Here is a 24,234-nt window from a genome sequence, read left to right on the forward strand (position 1 = left end):
TGACGCTTACGCGGAGCGCGTCGAGGATCGCCCGCCTTCGAGCTCCGTCAGCGCGGCCTCGAGCGGATCCTCGTCGCCCGGCTCGCGCGGCGTCTCGCTTCGCGACTCGGGCGCGGCGTCGGGCTGAGGCTCCGGATCCGACGGCGGCTCGACATAGCCCGGCCCGCGCGCCGCGATGACGGTGGCGCGCAATTCTTCCACGCTAGAGAACCGCCGGGCGCCGTGCGGCGACAGGGCCTCGACCGAGCCGTCGTCGTAGAATCGATAGGTCACGCCGCGATGCTCGCCCTCGCGCACCACCTTCGGTTCGGCGGCCGTCTCCGGAGCCGCGGTTTCGACGGTCTCCTCGTCATGACCGGTTTCCGTCGCGGCGGCCTCTTCGGCCACGGGCGGCTCCGGCGTCTCCACGACCGCCTCCGGCGCAGGCTGATGCTCCGGCTCCGGCTCCGGCTCTGGCTCTGGCTCTGGCTCGGCCGGCGACGGAACGGCGGTCGGATCAGTCTCGGCGCGCGCCTGCCGACGCGCGCGCGCCTTCGCCAGCCAGTCCGGAACCTTGGGCTCGATCGATGGCGCAGGAGCCGGCTTGGGCGCTTCAGGCTCCGGCGCGGCGGGCTCCGGCTCCACGGGCGTCAGCTCGACAGTCTCGGGCTCCGTCGGCGCGGGCGCGTCGGCCTCGGCGGCGGGCGTTTCGATCGCGACGGATTGACCCGCGTCCAGTTCCGCGGGAACGGGTTCGGCGACGAGCGGCTCCGCCGGCTCTTCGAGCACGGGCGGCGTCTGAAAGGGCAGGACCGGCCGCGACGCCCGCTCGAGCGGAGGCGCGACGGGACCGGGGGCTTCGGGACCCCGAACGCCCCGATCCGGCCCGCCGAAGATGTTGCGGCTGCCGCCAAGCTGGGGCGTGACCACCTCGGGCCGCTCGACGGCTTCGGCCTCCTCGCGCAGGCGGGCCTCGCGGCGGCGCTGCTTGCGCTCCTTCTTGCTGAGGCCCGCGTCGCCGTCCTCGTCCGGTTCGGCCGCGACGCTCGGAGCAGGCTCGTCGGCAGGCTGCGGCTCGGCTTGAGGCTCGGAAAGCGGCGGAGGATCGCTTGCGATCGGCTCCGGTTTGAGCGCCGGCGCGAAAGCGAGCTCGGCGACCGGTTCTTGGACCAGCTCTTGGACTCGCTCTTGGATCGGCTCCACGGCCGGCGCGGGCTTCCGCGCGGCCGGCGGCGGCGGCGTGCGGTCGAAGCGCGGCGCCTCGAAGCGGGGCGCCGAGCGCCGCGACGGCTGCGGCTCCGGCGCGATCGGCGCAGGCTCGACGACGTCCGCAGGCTCGGGCTGCGGCTCCTGGCGCGGCTCGAAATCGAGGCGCGGCTCGAAATTCGCCAGCCCGCGCGGCTCGGGCGCCGGCTCGAAGGCGGGCGCGGGCGTGGGCCGGCCATAGTCGGAGGGCGGCGCCTGTTCGCGCGGCGCGGCCCCCGAGAGCATGGCCGGCAGCCCGCGCGAAACCCGCGCCGGACCCGACGCCTCGATGGCGCGCACGAGGCGGCGCAGCCCGCCGGCGAGCGCCCCGAGGCCGATGGCGAACACGCCCCAGCCCACGAGGTTCGCGGCGATGTCGAGCGCGGCGAAACTGTCGCCGGCGAGCAGCATGTAGCCGCCCCAGCCGATCAGTCCTGCGCCGAGCGCGTAAAGCACGAACGACATGTCTCGCGACCTTCCTCAGGCTCCGGCGGGCGGACAGTTTTCCTGCGGCGTGGTTAGCGCGGCGTAAAGCCGCTGCGTTTCGTCGCGCTCCAGGGCTCTCGACCGCACGGCGTTGTCGCGCGCCCGGTGGAACCTATGTAGGGCTGCGAACGCCGCGTCCGGGGATTTCGCCCGGCTCCGGGGCGACCGATATCTTTTTTCGCCGGAGATTTTCAATGGCCTTCAAGCTGCCCGAGCTGCCTTACGCCTACGACGCGCTGCAGCCCTATATGTCCAAGGAGACCTTGGAGTTCCATCACGACAAGCACCACAACACCTATGTCGAGACCGGCAACAAGCTGCTCGAAGGCTCGGGTCTTGAAGGCGCTTCGCTCGAAGAGATCGTGAAGCAGAGCTACGGCAAGAATGCGCCGCTGTTCAACAACGCCGGCCAGCACTTCAACCACCTCCATTTCTGGAACTGGATGAAGCCGAACGGCGGCGGTGCCATTCCGGGCGCGCTCGAGACCAAGATCAAGGAAGACCTCGGCGGCGTCGAGAAGTTCAAGGAGGACTTCATCGAGGCCGGCAAGGGCCAGTTCGGCTCGGGCTGGGCGTGGCTCACCCTCAAGAACGGCAAGCTCGAGGTCACCAAGACCCCGAACGGCGAGAACCCGCTGGTCCATGGCGGCGTGCCGCTGCTCGGCTGCGACGTCTGGGAGCACTCCTACTACATCGACTACCGCAACAAGCGTCCCGACTATCTCAAGGCGTTCATCGAGAACCTCGTGAACTGGGAATATGTCGAGAAGCTCTACGACGAAGCGAAGTAAGCGCGGCGTTCGCGCCGAACGCTGAAAAGCGAGACCAAAGGGCCGCGCCTCCGTCAGTCGGGGGCGCGGCCCTCGCGTTTGAGAAGCGCTGCGACATCGACGTCGTCACGCCCGCGTGCGCCGAAGTTGACGCGGCGCGAACGAGTCCCAACTCTTCCGGACATGAACCGCCTCGGACGACAGATCGCAGCTTGCGCCGCGCTCGCGGCCGTGTGTCTCGCGCCTGCGCTTCCCGCGCGCGCCGAACCGGCGGTCGCCGAAAGCACGGTCATCCGCAGCATTTCATTCAAGAGCATGGCGCTTGGCCGCCAGCTCCAGTTCTCGCTCTATCTGCCGCCCGGCTACGACGCCGATGACGACGTTAGAAAATATCCGACCATCTACCTGCTGCACGGCCATGGCGGAACGGACGTCTCCTGGCTCGACCAGGGCGGACTGCGCGAAACCGCCGACCGGCTGATCGCCGATGGCAAGCTGCCGCCCTCGATCATCGTCATGCCCTTCGCCCAGACCGGCTGGTACGTGGACAGCTCGGGGCCCGAGGGCACCGGACGATGGCAGACCGCCATCCTCGACGACCTCATCACCTATATCGACGCCAAATATCCCACGATCGCCGACGGCGCGGCGCGCGCGATCGGCGGCCTGTCGATGGGCGGATACGGGGCGCTGCGCTTCGCATTGATGGAGCCCGACGAGTTCGCCGCCGCGGCGAGCCTCTCCGGCGCGCTGTTCGCCGACGTCAAGAGCGCGACCGATTTCCCCGCCTTCCAGATCGGCCTGTTCGGCCGCACCTTCGGCAAGACCTTCGATCCGGTGACCTTCAACGCCGCCAGCCCCTGGCGCAGCATCGACGACGACGGCGAGACGGTCGAGGAGACGCCGGCGCTCTTCATGACCTGGGGCGACCAGGACATTCCGATCCTCGCCGCGGGAAACGCCAAATTCGTCGAGGCGCTGAAGGCGGCGCGCATTCCGGTGACTTTTTCGGTTTCGCCCGGCGGGCACAACTGGAAGCTCTGGGCCCCGCAGACGCCTCCGATGCTCGCTTTTCTCGGCTCGCGGCTGAAGCGCGGCGTCACCGTCGCGCAGACCGGGCCCGTCAGCGACGCGACGCGCGTCGCCGCCGGCGCCTCGACGCCCGAGACCATCGCGAGCGGCGTCAAGAACGCCGCCCCGCCGCCGCCCAACGCGGCTCCGGGCCCGAAGCCGCTCGCTCCGCCGAAACCCATCGTGGCGCGGCCGTAAGCTCGCGCGCTTCCATGAGAGCCGCGTGAGACGCAGCTGTCGTCCCGGCCTGTCCCGGAACGACGGCCGGCGTTTTCGGCCGCGTCCGGCGAACGTCCGCCTCGCGCTTCAGCTCTCCAGCACGGCCTTGGCGACCAGCAACGCGTCGCGGTTCGCGCGGATGTCGTGGACGCGGAACATCGTCGCGCCCGCGGCCCAGCCGACGACGGACGTCGCGACCGTGCCGAAGACCCGCTCCTTCGGTTCGCGCGGGATGATGTGTCCGATCAGCGACTTGCGCGAGGTTCCCAGCAGCACCGGAAACCCCATGGCCGCGAGCGCGTCGACGCGGCGGATCGCCTGAAGGTTCTGCTCCACGGTCTTGCCGAAGCCGACGCCGGGGTCGAGCATGATCGCGCGGTCCGGAACGCCAGCCTTCTGAGCGATTTCGATGGAGCGGCTCAAGAACCGCTTCATGTCCTCGACGACGTCGAGCGAGGCGTCGACCTCGGTCCGGTGATGCATCACGCAGACCGGCGCGCCGTGTTCGGCGGCGACGCGGGCGATGTCGGGATCGCGCTGCAGGCCCCAGACGTCGTTGACGATCGTGGCACCGGCCTCGAGCGCGGCCGCCGCCGCCGAGGCCTTCATCGTGTCGATCGAGATCGGCGTTTCGAGCGCGGCCCGGAGCGCCCGGATCGCCGGAACGACGCGGCGGATCTCTTCCTCGGCGTCGACCGGCGTGTGACCGGGCCGGGTCGACTCGCCGCCGACGTCGATGACGTCGGCCCCCTCCTCGGCCATGGCGCGGGCGTGGGCGACCGCCGTTTCGACCGCCTCGAAGCGTCCGCCGTCGGAGAACGAATCCGGAGTGACGTTCAGGATGCCCATGATGCGCGGGCCGCCGGCGCGGTCGAACAGGCGGGCGGCGGCGAAAGGCTCGTTCGGCGACATGTCGGGATCACTTGGCGGCGCGGAATGGCTGGCAGGCCCGACATAGCGGCGTTTTCCGCCCCGCGCGAGCGCCCGTCAGTACGTCATGACGGCCGGCATCGACTTCGCCTGCTCGATCCAGGCCGCGACGCGCTTTTCGGATGGCGGCGCCTTCAGGAGCTTCTTCTTCACGTTGAGCTCGGCCATCGCGCGGGTGAGGTTCTGGACGTTGCGGTTCCTGAGGCTCTTCACCGTGTCGACGCCGGCGGCCTCGAGCAACTCCGCGTATTCGCCGCCGACCCCCTTCACCCGCATCAGGTCCGCCATGTTGGCGATGCGCAGGATGGTGGCTTCAGGCGCCCCGGAGGCCGCCGCCAGCGCCTTGCGGCCCCGCGGATGATTGGCCCGCTCGAGCAGCGTCGCCGTCGTGCGCACGCCAACGGCTCTCAGCTTCTTGACCGTGTCCGGACAGACGCCTGCGAGCTTCAAGATGGCGTAGGTCAAGCGCGTCCCCCGAGATCATAACAGCCCCAGAAGACGCAGGGGATCAGTCACCTCTCAACGCGACTGCGCATAAGGCCGAAGAATAAAATCCTTCGGCGACCGAAGTTGTCAAACGAAAGCTTCGAGCCCAGGGACCGAGCCGACAATGCGACCCGTCGTCTCTTCGCCCACCGTCTCGCGGGAATGGGCGAGCAGCTCCTTGGTGACGATCTGCACCTCGCCGCCCGAAAGGCCGGCGGCGGTCAGCGCGTGATAGGCCGCCATGGCGCCGAACCCCTGATAATCCGAGCCGTCGCTTTCCTTGCGGCCCTGCTCCAGCGCCTTGTCGGCGCCTGGCATGGCGTCGACGAGCTCCTTCACCGCGTCGGCCGGCGCCTCCTTGTCGAGGAACACCAGGATGGTCTTGACCGCGGCCTCGGCCTTGGCGCGGTCGAGGCCGGCTGCGGCCGTCAGGCGGTTCACGAGTTCGTCCATCGTCCGGCTTCTCCCCGGGTTCTCATTGGGAGGCGCATAGTAGGCAGGGCCGGTCCGATGGCAAGCTGCCGATGGGCGAAGCGCGACCTGTCAGCTTGTCTCGGCTCGCCCGGCGGGCCACTAATCGCCCGGCGGACAGAGGCGAGGAGACGGCATGCTCGAGGACGGCAAGATCTTCATCGGGACGAGCTTCGACCAGAAGGGCGCGAAGGAGAAGGGCGAGTATCTCGAGCTCAAGCTCGCCAACCGCCACGGCCTCGTGACCGGCGCGACCGGCACCGGCAAGACCGTCACGCTGCAGGCGCTGGCCGAAGGGTTTTCGGACGCCGGCGTCCCCGTCTTCGCCGCCGACATCAAGGGCGACCTCTCGGGCGTCGCGGCCAAGGGCGAGCCGAAGGACTTCCTCGTCAAGCGCGCCGAGGAGATCGGGCTCACCCCTTACGTCAACGACGCCTTCCCGGTGACGTTCTGGGACCTGTTCGGCGAGCAGGGCCACCCGATCCGCGCCACCGTCTCGGAGATGGGGCCGCTGCTGCTCGCGCGGCTCATGAACCTCAACGACACGCAGGAGGGCGTGCTCAACATCGTGTTCCGCGTGGCGGACGACGAGAAGCTGCTTCTGCTCGACCTCAAGGATCTGCAGGCGCTGCTGAACTATGTGGCCGAGACGCCTCCGCGCTCACCACCAAATACGGCAACGTCGCCAAGGCGACCGTAGGCGCCGTCCAGCGTCAGCTGGTGCTCGAGCAACAGGGCGGATCGAGCTTCTTCGGCGAGCCGGCGCTGACGCTTCCCGACCTCATGCGCACGAGCCGCAACGGCAAGGGGATGATCAACATCCTGGCGGCCGACAAGCTGATGGGCAGCCCCCGCCTCTACGCCACCTTCCTGCTCTGGCTGCTCTCGGAGCTCTTCGAGGAGCTGCCCGAGGTCGGCGATCCGGAGAAGCCGAAACTCGTGTTCTTCTTCGACGAGGCGCACCTGCTGTTCGACGAGGCGCCGAAAGCGTTGATCGAGAAGGTCGAGCAGGTGGTGCGCCTCATCCGCTCGAAGGGCGTCGGCGTCTATTTCGTGACGCAGAACCCGCTCGACGTGCCCGAGACGGTGGCGGGCCAGCTCGGCAACCGCGTCCAGCATGCGCTGCGCGCCTACACGCCGCGCGAGCAGAAAGCGGTGCGGGCCGCCGCCGAGACTTTCCGACCGAACCCGAAGCTCAAGACCGCTGAAGTCATCATGGAGCTCGGCGTCGGCGAGGCGCTGGTCTCGACGCTCGAAGGCAAGGGCGTTCCCTCGATCGTCCAGCGCACGCTCATCCGACCGCCGGCCGCGCGCATCGGGCCCGTGAGCCCGGAGGAGCGGCGCGCCATCATCCAGAACTCCGCGATGGGCGCGAAATACGACACGGCGGTGGATCGCGAGTCGGCCTACGAGCTGCTGACGCAGCGCGCCCAGCAGGTGGTGGAGGCCGACGCCGGCGGAGGCGGGATCGGCGGCATCTTCAGCACGATCTTCGGCGGCGGCTCCTCGCGCTCGAGCACGCTGAACCCCGGCCAGCGCGTCGCCCGCGAGGTGACGCGCACCATCGTCAACCAGACCGCCGGCAACGTCGCGGCCTCGATCGGCAAATCGATCGCGGGCTCGGTCGGCGGCTCGGTCGGGCGCGCTGTGGTGCGCGGCGTGCTGGGCAGCCTGATGCGGCGGTGAGGTTGTTGAACGCGGTCGGGCGCGCTATTTATCTACACCGACAGGCCATGGGGTGTAGACGATGGCGTTTCACGTAAGGGATCCGGAAACCGACAGGGTGGTGCGAGCGCTCGCCGCCGCGACGGGCGCCTCGCTCACCGAAACGATCCGCGTCGCGTGCGACGCCGAGCTTCAGAAGCTGAAGCTTGCGGAAAGCGAAGAGGAAAAGCGCGCCCAGATGCGCGCTGTCAGGGAGCGGCTCGCCCAGTACCCTCAAGATGAGGGCGTGGCGCTCGACAAGGCGTTCTTCGACGCTCTCAACGACGAATAGCGATCATGTTCGTCGACGCCTCGGCTTTGACCGCCATCCTGGTCCGGGAAAAGGACGCCGACGACATCGAGGCGCGTCTGCTCGCATCCAAGACGCCGTTGATCACCTCGGCTCTGGCGCTGTTTGAGACAGCGCTCGCGGTTTCGGCGCGATTGCGCATCGACCTCGAACTCGCCGCCGAAGAGACAGCGGCATACACCTCGCCGAAGGTGAAGACGGTCCCCATCACCGCCGAGATCGGCCGCCTCGCCATCGACGCGCGATCGCGCTACGGCAAGGGGACCGGCCACCCTGCCCGCCTCAATCTCGGCGACTGCTTCGCCTACGCCTGCGCCAAGGCGCACGCCGTGCCGCTGCTCTACAAGGGCGACGATTTCGTCCATACGGACCTCGCCTGAAGCCTCTTCCGAAAGGATCATCGATGTCCGATCTCGACCGCCTCGCCGCCGCCGACGAGGGCCTCGAGCAGAGCCTCGACCGGCTGTTCTCGTGGCTGAAGATCCCGTCGATCTCGACCGACCGGCCTATCGCCACGGCTGCCGCGAGGCCGCCGACTGGCTGAAGCGCGAACTCGCCGAGCTCGGATTCGAGGCCGCGCTTCGGGAGACGCCCGGCCACCCCGTGGTGCTGGCCAAGCACGCCAAACCCACCGGCCCCCACATGCTGTTCTACGGCCACTACGACGTGCAGCCGGTCGATCCGCTGGAGAAATGGGAGACGCCGCCCTTCGAGCCGAAGATCGCGACCACCAAGGAGGGCAAGAAGATCATCCTCGGCCGCGGGTCCAGCGACGACAAAGGCCAGGTGCTCACCTTCGTCGAGGCCTGCCGCGCCTGGAAATCCGCGACCGGCGAGTTGCCGGTCGGCGTCACGCTGATGATCGAGGGCGAGGAGGAGTGCGGCTCGGTCAATCTCGGCGGCTTCCTCGACGAGGCCAAGGACGAGCTCAAGGCCGACGCCGCGCTCGTCTGCGACACCACCATGTGGGCGCAAGGCCGGCCGGCCATCACCTCGGCGCTGCGCGGCCTCATCTACGAGCAGATCACCATCAAGGCCGCGAACCGCGACCTCCACTCCGGCATGTATGGCGGCGCGGCGCGCAACCCGCTGCACGTGCTTTCCAAGATCGTCGCCGACCTTCATGACGCCGACGGCCGCGTGACGCTTGCGGGCTTCTATGACGGCGTTCACGAGACGCCCGAGGACGTGCGCGAGCAGTGGCGCGGCCTCGGGCTCGACGCGGAGGCCTTCCTGAAGCCGGTCGGCCTGTCGGAGCCCGCGGGCGAGCGCGACCGCATGATCATCGAGCAGATCCAGTCGCGCCCGACCTGCGACGTGAACGGCATGTGGGGCGGCTACACCGGCGCCGGAGCCAAGACAGTGATCGCGGCGGAAGCTCACGCCAAGATCTCGTTCCGCCTCGTCGGCGACCAGGACCCGGCGGCGATCCGCCAGGCGTTCCGCGCCTTCGTGCGCGAGCGCCTGCCCTCCGACTGCGCGGTCGAATTCGACGGCCACAAGGGCTCGCGCGCGATTCAGGTTCCGATCGACAGCCCGGCGCTCGCCAAGACGCGGGCGGCGCTCGAAGCCGAATGGGGCGTGGCGCCGGTGACGATCGGCATGGGCGGCTCGATTCCCGTGGTCGGCGACTTCAAGCGCACGCTCGGCCTCGACACGCTGATGGTCGGTTTCGCCCTCGACGACGACCGCATCCACTCGCCGAACGAGAAGTACGACCTCGAGAGCTTCCGGAAAGGCACGCGCTCCTGGATCCGGATCCTAGGCGCGTTGGCGGGCTGAATTACCGCTTCGACTGACGGCAAATCATTTGTGCAACGCACGCTGGACAGGCGCCTGCCCGCGTTCGGCGCTGATCCTGCGTGTGTGCCCGCCCCGCAGGCGCCCTTTCCCGGGCAAGGCGCACAAGGCTTCGGCGCGCAGCGGTTAACGTCGGTTAACCATTTGAGCCGTATGGGCAACACCTCCGACTTTCGTCGTCCCCCATGACGGTTTCGTGAGTCTTCGGGGGCGCCATTTCCTGAACGTTCGTTCATACTGCGACGCAGCGAGACGAGAGCCGTGCGGGGCCTCGTCGGCAGGCGGCAGAGGCAGCGAATCATGGTCGGACTGGCGCGACGCGCCGGGCTCACGCTCGGCGCGCTGGGGACGATTTTGGCCTTCGCGGCGACGCCCGCTCCGGTTGCGGCCGGCGAGGCCGACGCCCCGAGAGACTTTCGATCGACCCAGGCGCTGGTAGAGGCGCCGCTGTTTTTGTCGATGGCCGAGATCGACGCCGCGTTCTCGCGGCTCGACGCCGAGCGCGTCGGCGCGAACAAGCCGGTTCCCGGCTTCATGAGCTATTGGGAGTCGTCCGGCGTCGGCTACGGCCAAGGCGAGCGCGCAGGCCGCATCGGCTCGGGCGCGTCCACCCAGATGCGCATCGGCCTCGATCGCGAAACCCGCCCCGGCCTTATCATCGGCGCGATGGCGAGCGCGGGCTTCGGCGGCGTCGGCTCCGGGGATCTTGGCGCGCGGGCCTATGGGCGGCATGTCGATTTCTACGCCAAGTTCAACGAGGGCCGCGTCTTCGCCAAGGCTCTGGTGGGCGCGTCGCAGTTCGGTTTCGGCGCGATCGAGCGCGGCGAGGCCGGCGACCAGTGCCAGGCCGCCGCCTCGAGCGTCGTGGCGCGCGCGTCCGGTCAGATCGGAGCCTCGACCAAGATCGCCGGAATCACCATCACGCCGATGCTGACCGCCTCGGCGCTCGGCGACCGGCTCTCCGGCTATTCCGAGCGCGGCGGTTCGGGCGCCGCCTCGTTCGGCGCGCGGTCTGCGGTCGCGGCGATCGGCGCGGCGCGGCTGTCGGGCTCGCGTTCGTTCCGCCTCGACTCCAAGCGCAAGCTGAAGGTCGAGGCCTTCGTCGGCGGCGAGGGCGTGATGGGTTTCAGCTCGAGCAAGCTGAAGGCCTCGGTGGGCGGCGAACGCGTCGACGCCATCGCGATGGGCGGTTCGCCGACCGGACGCGGGCTCGTCGGCGGTCTTGGCGTCGGAACGTCCCTCATGGAGGGCGTGACCGTCCAGGTGAACTACGACTACGGCCGCCGCGACGGCGTTTCGACCCGCGCGACCCGCGGACGCCTCGGCGTCTCTTTCTAAGGCGCGGCCTCGCTCCGAATCTCCTGCTTTCGCCGGCCCGGACGCGTCTCGCGCATCCGGGCCGTTCCGTTTCGGCGGCCCTCTCCAGTAGTTCGATTTTCCAAGATGGCTGGGGGTGCGGGCCTGTGGCAGGGTGGCGCCGCATTGCAGCAGAGACGACCATGACCGCCGACGCGTCCGCATTCACGACCGATTTCGCCGCCGACTTCCCCTCCGACGAGGCCTCCTGGCGCAGGGCCGCCGAGGCCGCGCTCAAGGGCCGACCGCTCGATCCGGTGGTGAACGCGAAGCTCGTCGACGGCGTCGCCTTCGAGGCGATCCGGCCGCGCGCGCCTGTTCGCGCCATCGCAGGCCGCCCGGCCGGCGCGCGGTGGTCGGCCCTCGCCCGCATGGATCTTGCGGACATCGCCGACGCCAACGCGCAGGTTCTCGAGGATCTCACCAACGGTTCGTCGGGCGTCGCGCTGGTGCTAACCCCGGACGGCCTCGGCGCCCGAAAGATCGATGCTCTCGACGCCGCGCTTGAAGGCGTGATGCTCGATCTCGTCACGACCGTGGTCGAGACCGAGCCGCTCGGCGGCGCGCAGGCGGCGGCGCTCGTCGCGGCGCTCGTCGAACAGCGCGGTCACGCGCCGCAGGACGTGTCGGTCCTCTTCGGCCTCGACCTCGTCCGCGACGCGCTGCTCGCCGGTTCGGCCGCTGATCCCGCGTCCGTCGCCGACGCGCTCAAGACGCTCAACGGCCTCGGCTTCTCCTCCCCGGTTCTGCTGCTCGACGGGCGCGTCGCCCATGAGGCCGGCGCCAGCGAAGCGCAGGAACTCGCGGGCGTGCTCGCGGCCGCGGTCGAGCATGTCCGGACGCTCGCCGCGCACGGGCTCGACCCCAAAACCGTGCTCGACGCCTCGGCGATCGCGCTCGCGGCTGACGGCGACCAGTTCGCGACCATCGCCAAGCTCAGGGCCGCGCGCCTGCTGTGGGCGGCGTTGCGCCGCGAGTTCGGGCTCGCCGACGCGCCGCTGCACATTCACGCCGAAACCTCGCGGCGCATGCTCACCCTCGACGACAGCCAGACCAACATCGTGCGCTCGACCATCGCGGCCTTCGCGGTCGGCGTCGGCGGCGCGGATTCGGTCATGGTGCTGCCCTACAGCTTCGCGCGCGGGGCCGCGGACGGCGACGCCCGCCGCATCGCCCGCAACGTCCAGTCGATCGTGCTCGAAGAGACCAACGCCTATCGGGTCGCGGACCCCGCGGCCGGCGCCGGCGCGATCGAGGCGCTGACCGACGCGCTCGCCGAAAAGGCCTGGGGACTGTTCCAGGAGATCGAGGCAGAGGGCGGCGCGCTGGCGGCGCTGACGTCCGGTTTCTGGCAGGCGAAGATCGGCGAGACCGCCAAGGCCCGCGGCAAGCTCGTCGCGACGCGCAGGATGCCGCTCGTCGGCGTCAGCGAATTTCCGAAGGCCGACGCGGCCGGGGCGCCTACGGCGACCAGCGATCGCAGCGGCGGCGGCGATGGCGGCGGCGGTCAGCGGACTTCGCGGCGCTGATCGAGGCGTTTGGCAAGGGCGAAAGCCTCGGTGTGGACGCCGGCCAGCCGGTCGGCGCGCCGCTTGCGACCGCGCGGCTTTCCGAGCCATTCGAACGGATCCGCCACGCCAACGAAGCGGCGTCGGAGCGTCCCGCGGCGTTCCTCGCGCTTGTCGGCCCCATCGCCCGCCACGCCGCGCGCGCCGGCTTCATCCGCAACCTGCTCGCCGCCGGCGGGTTCGCGACGCCCGACGGACCGGCAGACGCCTCGGCGCAGCAGATCGCGGACGCGTTCAAGGCCTCCGGCGCAGCGCTCGCGGTGATCTGCGGCGCCGATCCGGACTATCAGGAGAGCGGAGCGGCGATCGCCAAGGCGCTGAAAGCGTCCGGCGCGACCGTGTGGCTCGCGGGCCGGCCCAAGGACGGCCGCGACGCGCTCGAGGCCGCAGGCGTCGTGGCCGCCGGCGACGACGCCATCGACATTCTCACGGAAGCGACCACAATCGCCTCCACTGTCGCCAGCACGGCGAAAGGAGGCGCGGCATGAGCGCGACCCTTCCGAATTTCTCGAACATCGCCTGGGCCCGGCCCGACCTCCCCGCGCCGAAGGCTGCAGCCGCGCCGTGGACCACGCCCGAGGGCATCGACGTGCCGCCGGTCTATTCGGAGGCCGATCTCGACGGCCTCAAGGGCCTCGACACCTGGCCGGGCCTCGCGCCGTTCATCCGCGGCCCCTACCCGACCATGTACGCGGCCCAGCCCTGGACGATCCGGCAATATGCCGGCTTCTCCACGGCGGAAGACTCCAACGCCTTCTACCGGGCGAACCTCGCGGCCGGTCAGATGGGCCTCTCGGTCGCGTTCGATCTCGCGACGCACCGGGGCTACGACTCGGACCACCCCCGCGTCGCCGGCGACGTCGGCATGGCGGGCGTCGCGATAGACTCGATCTACGACATGCGCACGCTCTTCGACGGCATCCCGCTCGACAAGATGACCGTGTCGATGACGATGAACGGCGCCGTTCTGCCGGTGCTGGCGCTCTTCATCGCGGCGGCCGAAGAACAGGGCGTGCCGCAGGAAAAGCTCGCCGGAACCATTCAGAACGACATTCTGAAGGAGTTCATGGTCCGCAACACCTACATCTACCCGCCGCAGCCCTCGATGCGGATCATCGCGGACATCTTCGCGCACACGTCCCAGCACATGCCGAAGTTCAACTCGATCTCGATCTCCGGCTACCACATGCAGGAGGCCGGGGCGACGGCCGACCTCGAGCTCGGCTACACGCTGGCGGACGGGGCGGAATACGTGAAGGCCGGCATGGCGGCGGGCCTCGACATCGACAAGTTCGCGCCGCGGCTCTCCTTCTTCTGGGCCATCGGCATGAACGTGTTCATGGAGATCGCGAAGATGCGGGCCGCGCGCCTCATCTGGACGAAGCTCATGACCGACCTCGGCGCCAAGAGCCCGAAGTCGCTTCCCCTTCGCACCCATTGCCAGACCAGCGGCTGGTCGCTCACCGCGCAGGACGTCTGGAACAACGTCACCCGCACGACGCTCGAGGCGATCGCGGCCACGCAGGGCGGCACCCAGTCGCTCCACACCAACTCCTTCGACGAGGCGCTGGCGCTGCCGACCGACTTTTCGGCCCGCATCGCCCGCAACACCCAGCTGGTGCTCCAGATGGAAAGCGGAACCACGCGCTTCATCGACCCGTGGGGCGGCTCGGCCTATGTCGAGAAGCTCACCCACGACCTCGCCAAGAAGGCGCTCGCCCACATCGCCGAGATCGACCGGCTGGGCGGCATGGCGAAGGCGATCGAGGCGGGCGTGCCGAAGCTGCGCATCGAGGAGGCGGCCGCCACCACGCAGGCGCGCATCGACTCGGGCGATCAGGTCGTCGTCGGCGTCAACGCCTACAAGGTGCTGGAGAACGAGACGCTCGACGTCCGCCAGATCAAGAACGCGGAAGTTCGCGCCGCGCAGGAGGCCAAGCTCAAGCGCCTGCGCGAGGAGCGCGACGAGGCCAAGGTCCAGGCCGCGCTCGACGCGCTCGAAGCCGGCGCGCGCGGGAACGCCAACCTGCTGGCGCTGTCGATCGAGGCCGGCCGCGCCAAGGCGACGGTGGGAGAGATCACGAGCGCGATGGAGCGCGTGTTCGGGCGCCACCGGGCGGAGATCAAGTCGATCTCGGGCGTCTACAAGCGGGAGGCCAAGGCCATGGGCGCGATCGAGGACGTGCAGAAGCTTGTCGCGGCCTTCGAGCGGGCCGACGGCCGCCGGCCGCGCATCCTCGTGGCCAAGGTCGGCCAGGACGGCCATGACCGCGGCCAGAAGATCATCGCCTCGGCCTTCGCCGACCTCGGCTTCGACGTCGACATCGGCCCGCTGTTCGCGACGCCCGAGGAGGCGGCCCGGCAGGCGATCGAGAACGACGTCCACGTCGTCGGCATCTCGACCATGACGGCGGGCCACCTGACGCTCGTCCCGGCGCTGCGCGACGCGCTGAAGGCGGAAGGGCGCGAGGACGTCATGATCGTGGTCGGCGGCGTCATTCCGCCGGTCGACTATCCGGCGCTGAAAGAGGCGGGCGCGAGCCTGATCTTCCCGCCCGGCACAGTGGTGGCGAACGCCGCCAAGGAGCTTGTCGTGATGTTGAACGAGCGGCTGGGCTATTCGCCCGCGCAGGCGGCCGAATGAGCGGCCCGTCCGAAGAGCCGACGCCCGAGATGATCGAGGCGATCGCCAAGCAGCTGTTTCGCGCCGAGAACCCGCCGAGCCGGTTGTGGGACGGAAAGCTGTTCGAGCAGGCGGGACTGCCCACCGAAGGCTATCTGTTCGCCAGCGAGGACGAAAAAGCCGCCTTTCGGCGGCGCGCTCAAGAAGCCTTCACCGGCGCGTCCTCGTAAGACGAGCCGGCAGATCCCGGCCGGCGGATCGCCGGCCATGAGGTCAAATGTGCAGCTTCACACCCCGAGACGGCGGCGGAAGCCGAGAAGCTTGGTCGCGCCCATGGCGCGGCCGAAGCTCGCCTGGGCCTTTCCGGAGAGCGCCGTGGCGCGGCCGCGCAGCACCATCGCCTGGTCGCCGCTCATGCGGCCCCAGGCCTGGAGCAGGCGGCCCTTCACCTGACGGTAGATTCCTTCCAGTCGATCGGCGTTCATTGCCATCCTCGCGAGCTGAAACAATCTGTAACAGACACTATGCGACGAGAACGCTGAACGGCAGATGACAGTTCGACGTAGCGGATGAAATTTCCGTGCTGAGGCGACTCATCACTTGGTCTCGCCCCGCGCGCTTCGCGCCAGCCGCCGCAGCCTGATAGGCTGGCGGAACTCCCTCAGTTTTCAAGCCGAAAGCCCGCAGTGCCCGTTTCACAGACGCCCGTGCAGGAGATCGACGTCGCGGCTTTCGCCGAGCGCATCCGAAAAGGCGAGCGGGCGGCGCTCGCGCGCGCCATCACCTTCGCGGAATCCCGCCGCGCCGATCACCAGGCCGCGGCCCGCGCGATGGTGCAGGCGCTGATCGAGGAGACCGGGCGGGCGGTGCGCGTCGGCATCACGGGGGTGCCCGGCGTCGGCAAGTCGACCACGATCGACATGCTGGGGAGCATGCTGACCGCGCAGGGCCATCGGGTCGCGGTGCTCGCGGTCGACCCGTCGTCCAAGCGAACCGGAGGCTCGATCCTCGGCGACAAGACTCGGATGAAGAGCCTCGCGCACGATCCGCACGCCTATATCCGCCCCTCGCCGTCCGCCGGCACGCTCGGCGGCGTCGCGGCCAAGACGCGCGAGACCATGCTGCTGGTCGAGGCCGCGGGCTTCGACGTGATCCTGGTCGAGACGGTCGGCATCGGCCAGTCCGAGATCACGGTGGCGGACATGACCGACGTGTTCGTGGTGCTGATGCTGCCCGGCGCCGGCGACGAGCTCCAGGGCATCAAGAAGGGCGTGCTCGAGATCGCCGACATCATGGCGGTCAACAAGGCCGACGGCGACAACGCGGCGCGCGCCCGCGACGCGGCCTCCGACTACAAGGCGGCGCTGAGGATCCTTTCGGCGAATTCCGGCGCCTGGACGCCCGAGGTCATCACCGTTTCGGGCCGCGAGAACATCCGGCTCGACACGCTGTGGGAGCGGGTTCTGGCCTGCCGCGCCGCGCGCGAAAAATCCGGCGAGTTCGCCGAACGCCGCGCGAGCCAGCAGGTGCGCTGGATGTGGGACATGGTGGAGGCGCGCTTCCGCGAGCGCCTCGGCGAGCACCCTCGCCTCGCAGAGCGCGTGCCGGCGCTCGAAGGCGAAGTCGCGCGAGGCGAACTCGCCCCGACGCTCGCCGCTGACGAAATCGCGAAGGTGCTGGGCTTCTAAGGCGCTGGACACGAGTTCGAAAGGGATGAGGAATAGCTTCCTCCAGAGTCGAGTCTTCGCCCCGCCGCTTTTCGATGTCCGACGCCTTGCCCAATGACGCGACGCCCCCAAGCGACGACGACGCCGCGCGCCTCATCGCCGAGGTGCGCCAGGCGCTGTCGACGCCCGGACTGAAACGCGAGCAGGCCGAGGCGATCGCGCGGCTCGCCGAGGACGCCGCCCATGCGCTGCGGCGCGGCCGGCTCGAGGAGGACCGCCGCAGGCTCGCCGATCTCGTGGAGGCGCAGGCGCGGGCGATCGACGCGCTGCGGCTGGAGGCCGACCGCCGCAGCCGCACCATCGACGCAGCGCTTGGCGCGGCGCGCTCTGGCCTCTGGGAGTGCCGCCTCGGCGACGAGCGGCTGGACTGGAGCGCGGGCGTCTACGACCTCTTCGGCCTGCCCGCCGGAAGCCGGCTCCATCGCCGCGACATGCTGGATCTCTACAAGCCCGCCTCGCTCGAACGGCTCGAGCGCGTGCGCGGCGAGGCCCTCGTGAAGGGCGGCCGGTTCTCGCTCGACGCCGAGATCACCACGGCCAGGGGCGTCAGCCGCTGGATCCGGATCGCGGCGGTGGTGGAGCATGAGGGCGGCCGCGCCACGCGGCTCTACGGCATGAAGCGCGACGTCACCGGCGAACGCGCGATCGCGGCCCAGACCCGCCGCCTCGCCGAGGTCGACGCGCTGACGGGACTTGCGAACCGCCGCCTGTTCGACGAGCGGCTGGCCGAGCGCGCCCATGACCCGCGCGCCGGGCTGCTGCTCGTCGATCTCGACGGCTTCAAGGGCGTGAACGACACGTTCGGCCATTCGCGCGGCGACGCCTGCCTGAAGGAGGCCGCGCGCCGGCTCGAGGCCACCTGCCGCGGCTCGGACGTCGTGGCGCGGCTCGGCGGCGACGAATTCGCCGTGCTGGTGACCGACGCCGCAGGCGGCGATCGGCTCGCAGCCCGCGTGGTGGAGGCCTTGCGGATGGACGTCGAGGGCGACGGCGCGCGCATCGCGATCGGCGCCTCGGCGGGCTTCGCGGCTTCCGACGGCGCGGCCCCGGCCGAATGGTTCGCGCGCGCCGACCTTGCGCTCTACGCCGCCAAGGCCGCCGGGCGCGGCGCCTTCAGAACCTTCGAGCCCTCGATGGCGGCGCCGGCCATGGGCCTGCCGTCGCAGACGCCGCCAGAGCTTCGGCTCGTCGGCTAGAGCGTGACGCGATCTCATCGGCTCATGCCGTCATGCCCGGCGGAGCCGGGCATCCACGACTTACTGGAAACGTAGAGCGTTACGTCGAAGTCGTGGACACCCGCGAAGACGCGGGCATGACGTGGCGAGTCATCCGAAAGTCATCGTGCTCTAGGGGCCCGCGCTCAGCCGATCCCCTCGGGTCCGCGGGCGATCGCCGCGACGCCGGTGCGGGCGACCTCGACGAGGCCTAGCGGGGTCATCAGCACGATGAACTGGTCGAGCTTGTCGGGCTTGCCGGTGATCTCAAACACGAAGCTCTCGGTGGTGGCGTCGATGACGCGCGCCCGGAAGGCGTCCGCGAGGTTCAGCGCCTCGACGCGCGCCTCGCCCTTGCCCCGCACCTTGATCAGCATGAGCTCGCGCTCGAGCGCGCGGCCGGTCTGGGTGAGGTCCAGAACCTTGTGCACCGGCACGAGGCGGTCGAGCTGGGTCTTGATCTGGTCGACGACGTCGTCCGGGCCGGTCGTCACCACGGTGATGCGAGAGGTGGCCCTCGTGGGCTCACCTCGGAGACGGTGAGGCTGAGGTCGATATTGTAGCCCCGGCCGGAGAAACAGGCCGATGACGCGGGCGAGAACGCCCGGCTCGTTGTCGACGAGGACCGCCGTGTGGCTCGAGCGCGGCTCGTGGGTGTCGTCCATGAAATAGGCGGAGCCGGTGGGCTGGCGCATGTCGGTGTTCTTCTGATTGGAGATGCGGAAGACGCGACGCGTCCGGGTCGATCTGATGAGGCGGAACCCGTCGTCCCGGCCGAAGAGCCGGGATCCAGATCCACGGCGCTCCGGCGCGATCCTGCGCCGTCGGCGTTCATGGATCCCGGGTCAAGCCCGGGATGACGGCTGAGGTTCGAGAGCGTTCTGACGACGATCCCGGATCGGCCCTCTCGGGCCGTCCGGGATGACGCGCTTTAGACGGGTCAGACGAGCTTCTTGCCCTCGTCGGTGATCGCCTGGTTGATGGTCTGCTCGCCGGCCTCGCCGAGCAGCATCTCGTTGTGGGCGCGGCCCGACGGGATCATCGGGAAGCAGTTCTCCATCTTGTCGACATGCACGTCGACAACGACCGGGCCCGGCGTCTCGACCATCTTGCGGATGGTGTCGTCGAGCTCGGCCGGGTTCGACACCCGCAGGCCCGTCGCGCCATAGGCCTCGGCGAGCTTCACGAAGTCCGGCAACGCCTCCGAATAGGAGTGCGAATAGCGGCTGCCGTGCAGCAGCTGCTGCCACTGGCGCACCATGCCCATGTACTCGTTGTTCAGGATGAAGATCTTGACCGGCAGATTGTACTGGATCGCCGTCGAGAGCTCCTGGATGCACATCTGGATCGAGGCCTCGCCCGCGATGTCGATCACGAGCGCGTCCGGATGGGCCTTCTGCACGCCGACCGCAGCCGGCAGGCCGTAGCCCATCGTTCCGAGACCGCCGGAGGTCATCCAGCGGTTCGGCTCGTCGAAGCGGAAGTATTGCGCGGCCCACATCTGGTGCTGGCCGACCTCGGTCGTGACGTAGGTGTTCGGGCCCTTGGTGAGCTCGTAGAGACGGCGCACCGCATGCTGCGGCTTGATGGTCTCGTCGGAGTTCTTGAACTCGAGGCAGTTGCGCGCCTGCCAGGAGTTGATGCGCCGCCACCAGTCCGCGAGGCCCGCCGGATCGATCCGCGAGCGGCTCGCCTTCCAGATCGCGACCATCTCCTCGAGCACATGCGCGACGTCGCCCACGACGCCGACGTCGACGCGGACGTTCTTGTTGATGGACGACGGGTCGATGTCGATGTGGATCTTCTTCGAGCCCGGCGAGAAGGCGTCGAGACGGCCGGTGATGCGCTCGTCGAAGCGCGCGCCAACGCACAGCATCACGTCGCAGTCATGCATGGCGTTGTTGGCCTCGAACGTGCCGTGCATGCCGAGCATGCCGAGCCACTGCGGCCCGGACGCCGGATAGGCGCCGAGGCCCATCAGCGTCGAGGTGACGGGCGCGCCGGTGAGATCGGCGAACTCGCGCACCAGTTCGCTCGCGCGCGGGCCGGAATTGATGACGCCGCCGCCGGTGTAGAAGATCGGCTTGCGCGCCGAGGCCAGCAGCTCCACCGCCTCGCGGATCTTGGCGACGTCGCCCTTGAGCCTCGGCTGGTAGCTCTTGTGGATGATGTCGCCCGGGCCGACGTAGCGGCCGGTCGCGAACTGGACGTCCTTCGGGATGTCGACGACGACCGGGCCCGGACGACCGCGGGTCGCGACGTAGAACGCCTCGTGCAGCACCTGGGCGAGGTCGTTGACGTCCTTCACCAGGTAATTGTGCTTGGTGCAGGGCCGCGTGATGCCGACCGTGTCGCATTCCTGGAACGCGTCCGAGCCGATCAGATGCGTGGGCACCTGACCGGTGATGCAGACCATCGGGATCGAGTCCATCAGCGCGTCGGTGAGGCCGGTGACCGCGTTGGTCGCGCCAGGGCCCGACGTCACGAGCACGACGCCGCACTTTCCGGTCGAGCGGGCGTAGCCTTCGGCCATGTGGGTCGCGCCCTGCTCATGGCGGACCAGCACGTGCTCGAGGTCCTCCGTCTGGAACAGCGCGTCGTAGATCGGAAGAACCGCGCCGCCCGGATAGCCGAAGATGTGCGCCACGCCCTGATCCTGAAGGGCGCGGATGACGATCTCGGCGCCGGTCATCGTCTCGGCGGACAGGTTCACCGCCTTGGGGTCGATCGAGGCGGCCTCTTCGGTGGTCTTCGGTTCCAGTTCTGCGGCGTCTTGCGCGGCCATGGCGTTTTCCTCTCGCCTTTTCCTGACCATCGCCCTCGCGCTTTTCGGACGCTTAGGCAACAAAAAAGGGCCCCGTGGGGGACCCTTGGCTTGGCGTCATCGTTCGAGCGCGAACCTTATGCGGCCCGCACCTTCGATGACGCCCAGATTACGATAAGCTTGCGCGACATTCGTCGCTCCTCAGCCGGAATTCGCTCGGAAGTTACGTGCGGCGAAGCCGGTCGTCAAGGCGCGGCGCGCGCGACTTCGGTCGTACGCTCGAACGTCAGTCCGCCTCGACGGGCGTCAGCGAAACGGCGTCGAGGCCGTTGTGGGTGTCGGACGGCGCGTCGCCATTGTTGAACCTGATCTTCGTGCGCGCCTTCGTGGCGGTGAAGGTCGTGGAGAATTTCTTCCAGTTCTGGACGTTGCCGCCCTCGGCGTTCACGGCGACCATCGCCTGTTCCCCGTCCACGAACACCTGGACGGACGACGTCGACCCGACGCGCAGCCCCGCGGCGCCGGCCAAAGCCCCCGGCCCTGGCTCGACGCGACCGCCAAACAACGCCGTATGGCGATACTGTGCGCCGCGTCCATGGCGACACAACCTGAAATGGTCTTACGCCGTTCGGCCGGAAGAGTGCGCGCCGCGTCAATCCAGATAGACGATCTGCGCCTTCGGCTCGCAGTCGACCACGTTCCAGTCGACCGCGAAGGCGTCGGCGGCTTCCGCCGAGCAGAGCCGCCAGCAGTTGCGGCCCGCGGCCTTGGCCTCGTAGAGCGCATGGTCGGCGAGCGCCATTAGGCGTTCGGGATCAACGGTGGAATCCGGCGCGAGCGCGACGCCCACCGTGATGGTCGGCGAAAGCTCCAGCCCGTCATGCACAAAGGCCTGATTGACGCCGGCCACGAGCCGTCCGGCGAGCCGCGTGGCGTCATCGGCCGTCGGCACCGGCGCGATCACCGCGAATTCGTCGCCGCCGAGCCGCGCCACCATGTCGGTCGCTCGGACCGTGTCGCGCAGCCGTCGCGACACCTCCACCAGCAGCGCGTCGCCGCTCGCATGCCCGAAGCTGTCGTTCACGGACTTGAAGTGGTCGAGATCGACGAGGAACAGCGCGAAGCGGCGACCCTTGCCGCGGGCGCCCTCGATCGCCGAGCCGAGCGTCTCGAGAAAGTGCGTGCGGTTGGCGAGCGTCGTCAGCCCGTCGTGGAAGGCGCGGAAGGCCAGGTCGCGGCTCAGGCGGCGTTGGTCGTGGGTCGCGGCGGCGGCGATGAGCGCGGGAAGCGTCAGCAGCGCAAGCGCGAGCCCCCGCATCAGTTCGGCCTCGCGCGGGCCCGCCTCGGCGAGCGCGGACCACTGCTCCCCGGCTCCGAAAGCGTGCAGGGTCGAGACCAGCAGGAAGGCGGCGAGCGCGGTCGGGAACAGGCCGAGCCGGGTCGCGAACCACATCAGCACAGCCGAGGCGCCGAGCGCGATCTCCTGACGCCCGTCGGCGATCGCGGCGACGGCGCAGACCGTGAGCAACGCGGAGGCTGCGAGCGCCTCGCCCTGGAAGTTCCGTGGGCCGCTGGCGTCGTCGAGCCGGCGCTCGGGCCTGTCGAACGACAGCGTAACTGTCATGATCAGCATGGCGGCGAGGCTCGCGGCGACGAGCGCGGCCGCGAAGCCGACGCCGAACTCGCCGAAGGCGGCGAAGAAGGGCGAGGCCTGGACGACACCCATGGTGACGGCCGCAGCGCCCAAGGCCGCGACGACGCGCGACTGGGACGAGATGAAGCCCTTGCGGCGGAGCCAGCCGAACAGGCCCGCGGCCCCGCAGATCGCCACGACATCGAGGCCGAACCAGAGCGCGGCGTCGACGACGTTCTCGCTGGACGCCGCCGCGAAAGCGAGCCGTACCGCCCCGAGCCGCAAGGCGTCGCCGGCGCTGAAGCCGCGGCCGTAGCGGATGACGAGGCCTGCGACGGCTGCGGCCGCCAGGCCCATCAGCGGCGCGCCGTTGGTTCCCTCCCCCAGCGAGCGCATCGCCAGGAGGCCCCCGCCGTAGCAGAATGCCAGCGAGGCCTTCGGGCTGGACAGCCAATCAAGGCATGTGGCGATGAACCGGCGGAGCAGACAGACGCGATACGCAGGCATAGGCGGACTCGGGCTCGATGGACTGAAGCGCGGACGAGCGGTTCCGGTGTGGCATGTCATACGCCATGGGACCTTAAGCCTGGGTTCCCGAAAGCCCTCAAATTTGAAGCAACCGCCGCGCGCAGGAGCGCCGCCCACACGTCCTTTTGAGACGCGCCGCGTAACGATCAAGCGCGCTTGCGCGTAGGCGCACCGAGGCCTTTTTTCTGGAGACGGGCGAACCGCATGGGACTGCTGCACGACCGGACCGGCCGCTTCTCGCCGCTCTTGACGCTCACGCTCGTCGGGCTTTGCCTGCCGGCGGCGTGGCTCGCCTTCCGCGCCGCGCACGGCGATTTTTCGGGCGCGGCGCCCGCGGGCCCGCCTGGCCTGCCGCCGGGCTTCGCCGACGGCCCCGGGATCGGCGGGCCGGCCGCCGGCTCCGGCTCGACCCCCTTCGGCCCGGCGGCCGCGCCGAGATTCGGCGCGCCGGACGGCGGCCCGGGCGGCGACAGCGCGCGGCCGATCTACGCCGCGATCCATCTCACCGGCGACTGGGCGTTCCGCTTCCTCATCCTGTCCTTGATGATCACGCCGTTCCGTCGGCTGCTGCACTGGCCGCGCCTCGTGCTGACGCGCCGGCGCATCGGCCTCGCGGCGCTCGCCTATGGGCTTGGCCATCTCGGGCTCTACGCGCTCGACCAGGAGTTCGTGGTCTCGAAGATCGCGAGCGAGATCGCGCTCAGGATTTACCTTGCGATCGGCCTCGTGGCCCTGCTCGGATTGATCGCGCTCGGCGCGACCTCTTGGGACGGCGCGGTGAAGCGCATGGGCGCGCAGAATTGGAGCCGGCTGCACCGCCTCGCCTACCTGATCGCCGGCCTCGCGACGCTGCACTTCTTCATGCAGACCAAGCTCGACGTCTCCGAGACGCTGATGTGGGGCCTGTTCCTGTGGGCGATGGGCTGGCGCTGGCTGCAGCGCGACGGCGAGCGAGCCGTGAGCCTCGCCTGGCTCGCCGGGCTTGCGGTCGCCGCGGCGCTCGCCACCGCGCTTTCCGAGGCGATCTGGTACGGGCTCGCCACCGGCGTCGATCCGCTGCGGGTGCTGAAGGCGAACTTCACCACGGTTCTGGGCCTGCGGCCCTGCTGGCTGGTGCTGATCTTCGGCCTGGTCGCCGCGGCCTCGAGCCTGATCGGCGCGCGCCGCCGCGGCGCGCCAAGGCCGAGGGCCGCAGCGCAGGACAGACCGTCTCGGAAGGAAAGAATGGTGCCCGAAACAGGGAGGTTTAGATTTTGTAAGTCATTGAGATAACGCAACTATTCTAGCAAACGATTTTTCCGTACCGTCAAAAATACCGTCAAAAAATGTGTCATTTTTGCACCACATTTT

21 protein-coding genes and 2 pseudogenes are annotated in these 24,234 nt (G+C 69.3%); 14 read left to right on the forward strand and 9 right to left on the reverse strand.

Annotated elements, in window-relative coordinates; genetic code table 11:
* Positions 1-6 precede the first annotated feature (6 nt).
* On the reverse strand, positions 7-1,689 hold the full coding sequence (locus K6K41_RS04125; RefSeq protein ID WP_261404023.1) for a hypothetical protein: 1,683 nt from the start codon (positions 1,687-1,689) through the stop codon (positions 7-9).
* A 215-nt stretch (positions 1,690-1,904) separates the two neighbouring features.
* Here K6K41_RS04125 and K6K41_RS04130 point away from each other — a divergent pair, with 215 nt between their 5' ends.
* Both K6K41_RS04130 and K6K41_RS04135 read left to right on the forward strand, forming a co-directional pair.
* A complete protein-coding gene (locus K6K41_RS04130) occupies positions 1,905-2,501 on the forward strand; it encodes a superoxide dismutase (RefSeq protein WP_261404024.1) in 597 nt (198 codons plus the stop codon).
* A gap of 162 nt (positions 2,502-2,663) precedes the next feature.
* The gene (locus K6K41_RS04135) at positions 2,664-3,749 is read left to right on the forward strand and encodes an alpha/beta hydrolase (RefSeq protein ID WP_261404025.1); all 1,086 of its coding nucleotides are present in this window, start codon (positions 2,664-2,666) and stop codon (positions 3,747-3,749) included.
* A 108-nt stretch (positions 3,750-3,857) separates the two neighbouring features.
* On the opposite strand, the gene folP is transcribed toward K6K41_RS04135, so the two are convergent.
* The 3 genes from folP to K6K41_RS04150 all read right to left on the reverse strand — a co-directional run bounded on the left by folP (position 3,858) and on the right by K6K41_RS04150 (position 5,639).
* Positions 3,858-4,682, reverse strand: a complete 825-nt coding sequence (gene folP / locus K6K41_RS04140) for a dihydropteroate synthase (protein ID WP_261404026.1) — start codon at positions 4,680-4,682, stop codon at positions 3,858-3,860.
* A 75-nt stretch (positions 4,683-4,757) separates the two neighbouring features.
* Positions 4,758-5,165 (reverse strand): DUF4332 domain-containing protein, encoded by a 408-nt coding sequence (locus K6K41_RS04145; protein WP_261404027.1) that lies wholly within the window; start codon positions 5,163-5,165, stop codon positions 4,758-4,760.
* A 108-nt stretch (positions 5,166-5,273) separates the two neighbouring features.
* Positions 5,274-5,639 (reverse strand): hypothetical protein, encoded by a 366-nt coding sequence (locus K6K41_RS04150; RefSeq protein WP_261404028.1) that lies wholly within the window; start codon positions 5,637-5,639, stop codon positions 5,274-5,276.
* A 154-nt stretch (positions 5,640-5,793) separates the two neighbouring features.
* Here K6K41_RS04150 and K6K41_RS04155 point away from each other — a divergent pair.
* The 9 genes and pseudogenes from K6K41_RS04155 to K6K41_RS04195 all read left to right on the forward strand — a co-directional run bounded on the left by K6K41_RS04155 (position 5,794) and on the right by K6K41_RS04195 (position 15,248).
* Positions 5,794-7,343, forward strand: a pseudogene (locus K6K41_RS04155) (helicase HerA-like domain-containing protein).
* Positions 7,344-7,404: 61 nt separating this feature from the next.
* Positions 7,405-7,653 carry a type II toxin-antitoxin system VapB family antitoxin gene (locus K6K41_RS04160; protein ID WP_261404029.1) on the forward strand — a complete coding sequence of 83 codons (249 nt, stop codon included), beginning with the start codon at positions 7,405-7,407 and terminating at the stop codon, positions 7,651-7,653.
* A gap of 5 nt (positions 7,654-7,658) precedes the next feature.
* Positions 7,659-8,051: a type II toxin-antitoxin system VapC family toxin gene (locus K6K41_RS04165; RefSeq protein ID WP_261404030.1), complete on the forward strand. Its 393-nt coding sequence runs from the start codon at positions 7,659-7,661 to the stop codon at positions 8,049-8,051.
* A gap of 23 nt (positions 8,052-8,074) precedes the next feature.
* Positions 8,075-9,453: pseudogene (locus K6K41_RS04170) on the forward strand (dipeptidase).
* A 318-nt stretch (positions 9,454-9,771) separates the two neighbouring features.
* Positions 9,772-10,809, forward strand: coding sequence for a hypothetical protein (locus K6K41_RS04175; protein WP_261404031.1), 1,038 nt, complete (start codon positions 9,772-9,774; stop codon positions 10,807-10,809).
* A gap of 161 nt (positions 10,810-10,970) precedes the next feature.
* A complete protein-coding gene (locus K6K41_RS04180; protein WP_261404032.1) occupies positions 10,971-12,356 on the forward strand; it encodes a methylmalonyl-CoA mutase family protein in 1,386 nt (461 codons plus the stop codon).
* A gap of 32 nt (positions 12,357-12,388) precedes the next feature.
* Positions 12,389-12,883, forward strand: coding sequence for a cobalamin B12-binding domain-containing protein (locus K6K41_RS04185; RefSeq protein WP_261404033.1), 495 nt, complete (start codon positions 12,389-12,391; stop codon positions 12,881-12,883).
* Complete coding sequence (gene scpA, locus K6K41_RS04190) at positions 12,880-15,039, forward strand: methylmalonyl-CoA mutase (RefSeq protein WP_261404034.1); 2,160 nt, start codon at positions 12,880-12,882, stop codon at positions 15,037-15,039. Before K6K41_RS04185 ends, scpA begins: the two co-directional genes overlap by 4 nt.
* Complete coding sequence (locus tag K6K41_RS04195) at positions 15,036-15,248, forward strand: hypothetical protein (protein ID WP_261404035.1); 213 nt, start codon at positions 15,036-15,038, stop codon at positions 15,246-15,248. Before scpA ends, K6K41_RS04195 begins: the two co-directional genes overlap by 4 nt.
* A 57-nt stretch (positions 15,249-15,305) precedes the next feature.
* On the opposite strand, the gene K6K41_RS04200 is transcribed toward K6K41_RS04195, so the two are convergent.
* The gene (locus K6K41_RS04200; RefSeq protein WP_261404036.1) at positions 15,306-15,503 is read right to left on the reverse strand and encodes a CsbD family protein; all 198 of its coding nucleotides are present in this window, start codon (positions 15,501-15,503) and stop codon (positions 15,306-15,308) included.
* 201 nt (positions 15,504-15,704) lie between these two features.
* Between K6K41_RS04200 and meaB the strand changes: the two genes are divergently transcribed.
* Positions 15,705-16,706 (forward strand): methylmalonyl Co-A mutase-associated GTPase MeaB, encoded by a 1,002-nt coding sequence (gene meaB, locus K6K41_RS04205; protein WP_261404037.1) that lies wholly within the window; start codon positions 15,705-15,707, stop codon positions 16,704-16,706.
* A 74-nt stretch (positions 16,707-16,780) separates the two neighbouring features.
* Complete coding sequence (locus tag K6K41_RS04210) at positions 16,781-17,941, forward strand: GGDEF domain-containing protein (protein WP_261404038.1); 1,161 nt, start codon at positions 16,781-16,783, stop codon at positions 17,939-17,941.
* Between the two features lie 164 nt (positions 17,942-18,105).
* Here K6K41_RS04210 and ilvN read toward each other — a convergent pair whose 3' ends face one another.
* The 4 genes from ilvN to K6K41_RS04230 form a co-directional block, all read right to left on the reverse strand.
* Positions 18,106-18,654: an acetolactate synthase small subunit gene (ilvN, locus tag K6K41_RS04215; RefSeq protein WP_261404039.1), complete on the reverse strand. Its 549-nt coding sequence runs from the start codon at positions 18,652-18,654 to the stop codon at positions 18,106-18,108.
* A 245-nt stretch (positions 18,655-18,899) separates the two neighbouring features.
* Positions 18,900-20,651 carry an acetolactate synthase 3 large subunit gene (locus K6K41_RS04220; protein ID WP_261405637.1) on the reverse strand — a complete coding sequence of 584 codons (1,752 nt, stop codon included), beginning with the start codon at positions 20,649-20,651 and terminating at the stop codon, positions 18,900-18,902.
* Between the two features lie 358 nt (positions 20,652-21,009).
* Positions 21,010-21,252 (reverse strand): hypothetical protein, encoded by a 243-nt coding sequence (locus tag K6K41_RS04225; RefSeq protein ID WP_261404040.1) that lies wholly within the window; start codon positions 21,250-21,252, stop codon positions 21,010-21,012.
* A 123-nt stretch (positions 21,253-21,375) separates the two neighbouring features.
* Positions 21,376-22,752: a GGDEF domain-containing protein gene (locus K6K41_RS04230; protein ID WP_261404041.1), complete on the reverse strand. Its 1,377-nt coding sequence runs from the start codon at positions 22,750-22,752 to the stop codon at positions 21,376-21,378.
* Positions 22,753-23,088: 336 nt separating this feature from the next.
* Here K6K41_RS04230 and K6K41_RS04235 point away from each other — a divergent pair, with 336 nt between their 5' ends.
* Positions 23,089-24,156 carry a protein-methionine-sulfoxide reductase heme-binding subunit MsrQ gene (locus K6K41_RS04235; protein WP_261404042.1) on the forward strand — a complete coding sequence of 356 codons (1,068 nt, stop codon included), beginning with the start codon at positions 23,089-23,091 and terminating at the stop codon, positions 24,154-24,156.
* The last annotated feature ends 78 nt before the right edge of the window (positions 24,157-24,234 follow it).

The organism is Chenggangzhangella methanolivorans, from assembly GCF_019797865.1.
GTDB lineage: Bacteria > Pseudomonadota > Alphaproteobacteria > Rhizobiales > Methylopilaceae > Methylopila > Methylopila methanolivorans.

Bases quoted from the DNA above. Each gene is read 5' to 3' on its own strand.
- K6K41_RS04175 (WP_261404031.1), top strand. From the start codon at position 9,772: ATGGTCGGACTGGCGCGACGCGCCGGGCTCACGCTCGGCGCGCTGGGG.
- K6K41_RS04195 (WP_261404035.1), top strand. From the start codon at position 15,036: ATGAGCGGCCCGTCCGAAGAGCCGACGCCCGAGATGATCGAGGCGATC.
- K6K41_RS04180 (WP_261404032.1), top strand. From the start codon at position 10,971: ATGACCGCCGACGCGTCCGCATTCACGACCGATTTCGCCGCCGACTTC.
- K6K41_RS04210 (WP_261404038.1), top strand. From the start codon at position 16,781: ATGTCCGACGCCTTGCCCAATGACGCGACGCCCCCAAGCGACGACGAC.
- K6K41_RS04165 (WP_261404030.1), top strand. From the start codon at position 7,659: ATGTTCGTCGACGCCTCGGCTTTGACCGCCATCCTGGTCCGGGAAAAG.
- K6K41_RS04200 (WP_261404036.1), bottom strand. From the start codon at position 15,503: ATGAACGCCGATCGACTGGAAGGAATCTACCGTCAGGTGAAGGGCCGC.
- K6K41_RS04130 (WP_261404024.1), top strand. From the start codon at position 1,905: ATGGCCTTCAAGCTGCCCGAGCTGCCTTACGCCTACGACGCGCTGCAG.
- K6K41_RS04230 (WP_261404041.1), bottom strand. From the start codon at position 22,752: ATGCGCTCGCTGGGGGAGGGAACCAACGGCGCGCCGCTGATGGGCCTG.
- K6K41_RS04135 (WP_261404025.1), top strand. From the start codon at position 2,664: ATGAACCGCCTCGGACGACAGATCGCAGCTTGCGCCGCGCTCGCGGCC.
- K6K41_RS04125 (WP_261404023.1), bottom strand. From the start codon at position 1,689: ATGTCGTTCGTGCTTTACGCGCTCGGCGCAGGACTGATCGGCTGGGGC.
- K6K41_RS04235 (WP_261404042.1), top strand. From the start codon at position 23,089: ATGGGACTGCTGCACGACCGGACCGGCCGCTTCTCGCCGCTCTTGACG.
- K6K41_RS04150 (WP_261404028.1), bottom strand. From the start codon at position 5,639: ATGGACGAACTCGTGAACCGCCTGACGGCCGCAGCCGGCCTCGACCGC.
- ilvN (WP_261404039.1), bottom strand. From the start codon at position 18,654: ATGCGCCAGCCCACCGGCTCCGCCTATTTCATGGACGACACCCACGAG.
- scpA (WP_261404034.1), top strand. From the start codon at position 12,880: ATGAGCGCGACCCTTCCGAATTTCTCGAACATCGCCTGGGCCCGGCCC.
- folP (WP_261404026.1), bottom strand. From the start codon at position 4,682: ATGTCGCCGAACGAGCCTTTCGCCGCCGCCCGCCTGTTCGACCGCGCC.
- K6K41_RS04160 (WP_261404029.1), top strand. From the start codon at position 7,405: ATGGCGTTTCACGTAAGGGATCCGGAAACCGACAGGGTGGTGCGAGCG.
- K6K41_RS04220 (WP_261405637.1), bottom strand. From the start codon at position 20,651: ATGACCGGCGCCGAGATCGTCATCCGCGCCCTTCAGGATCAGGGCGTG.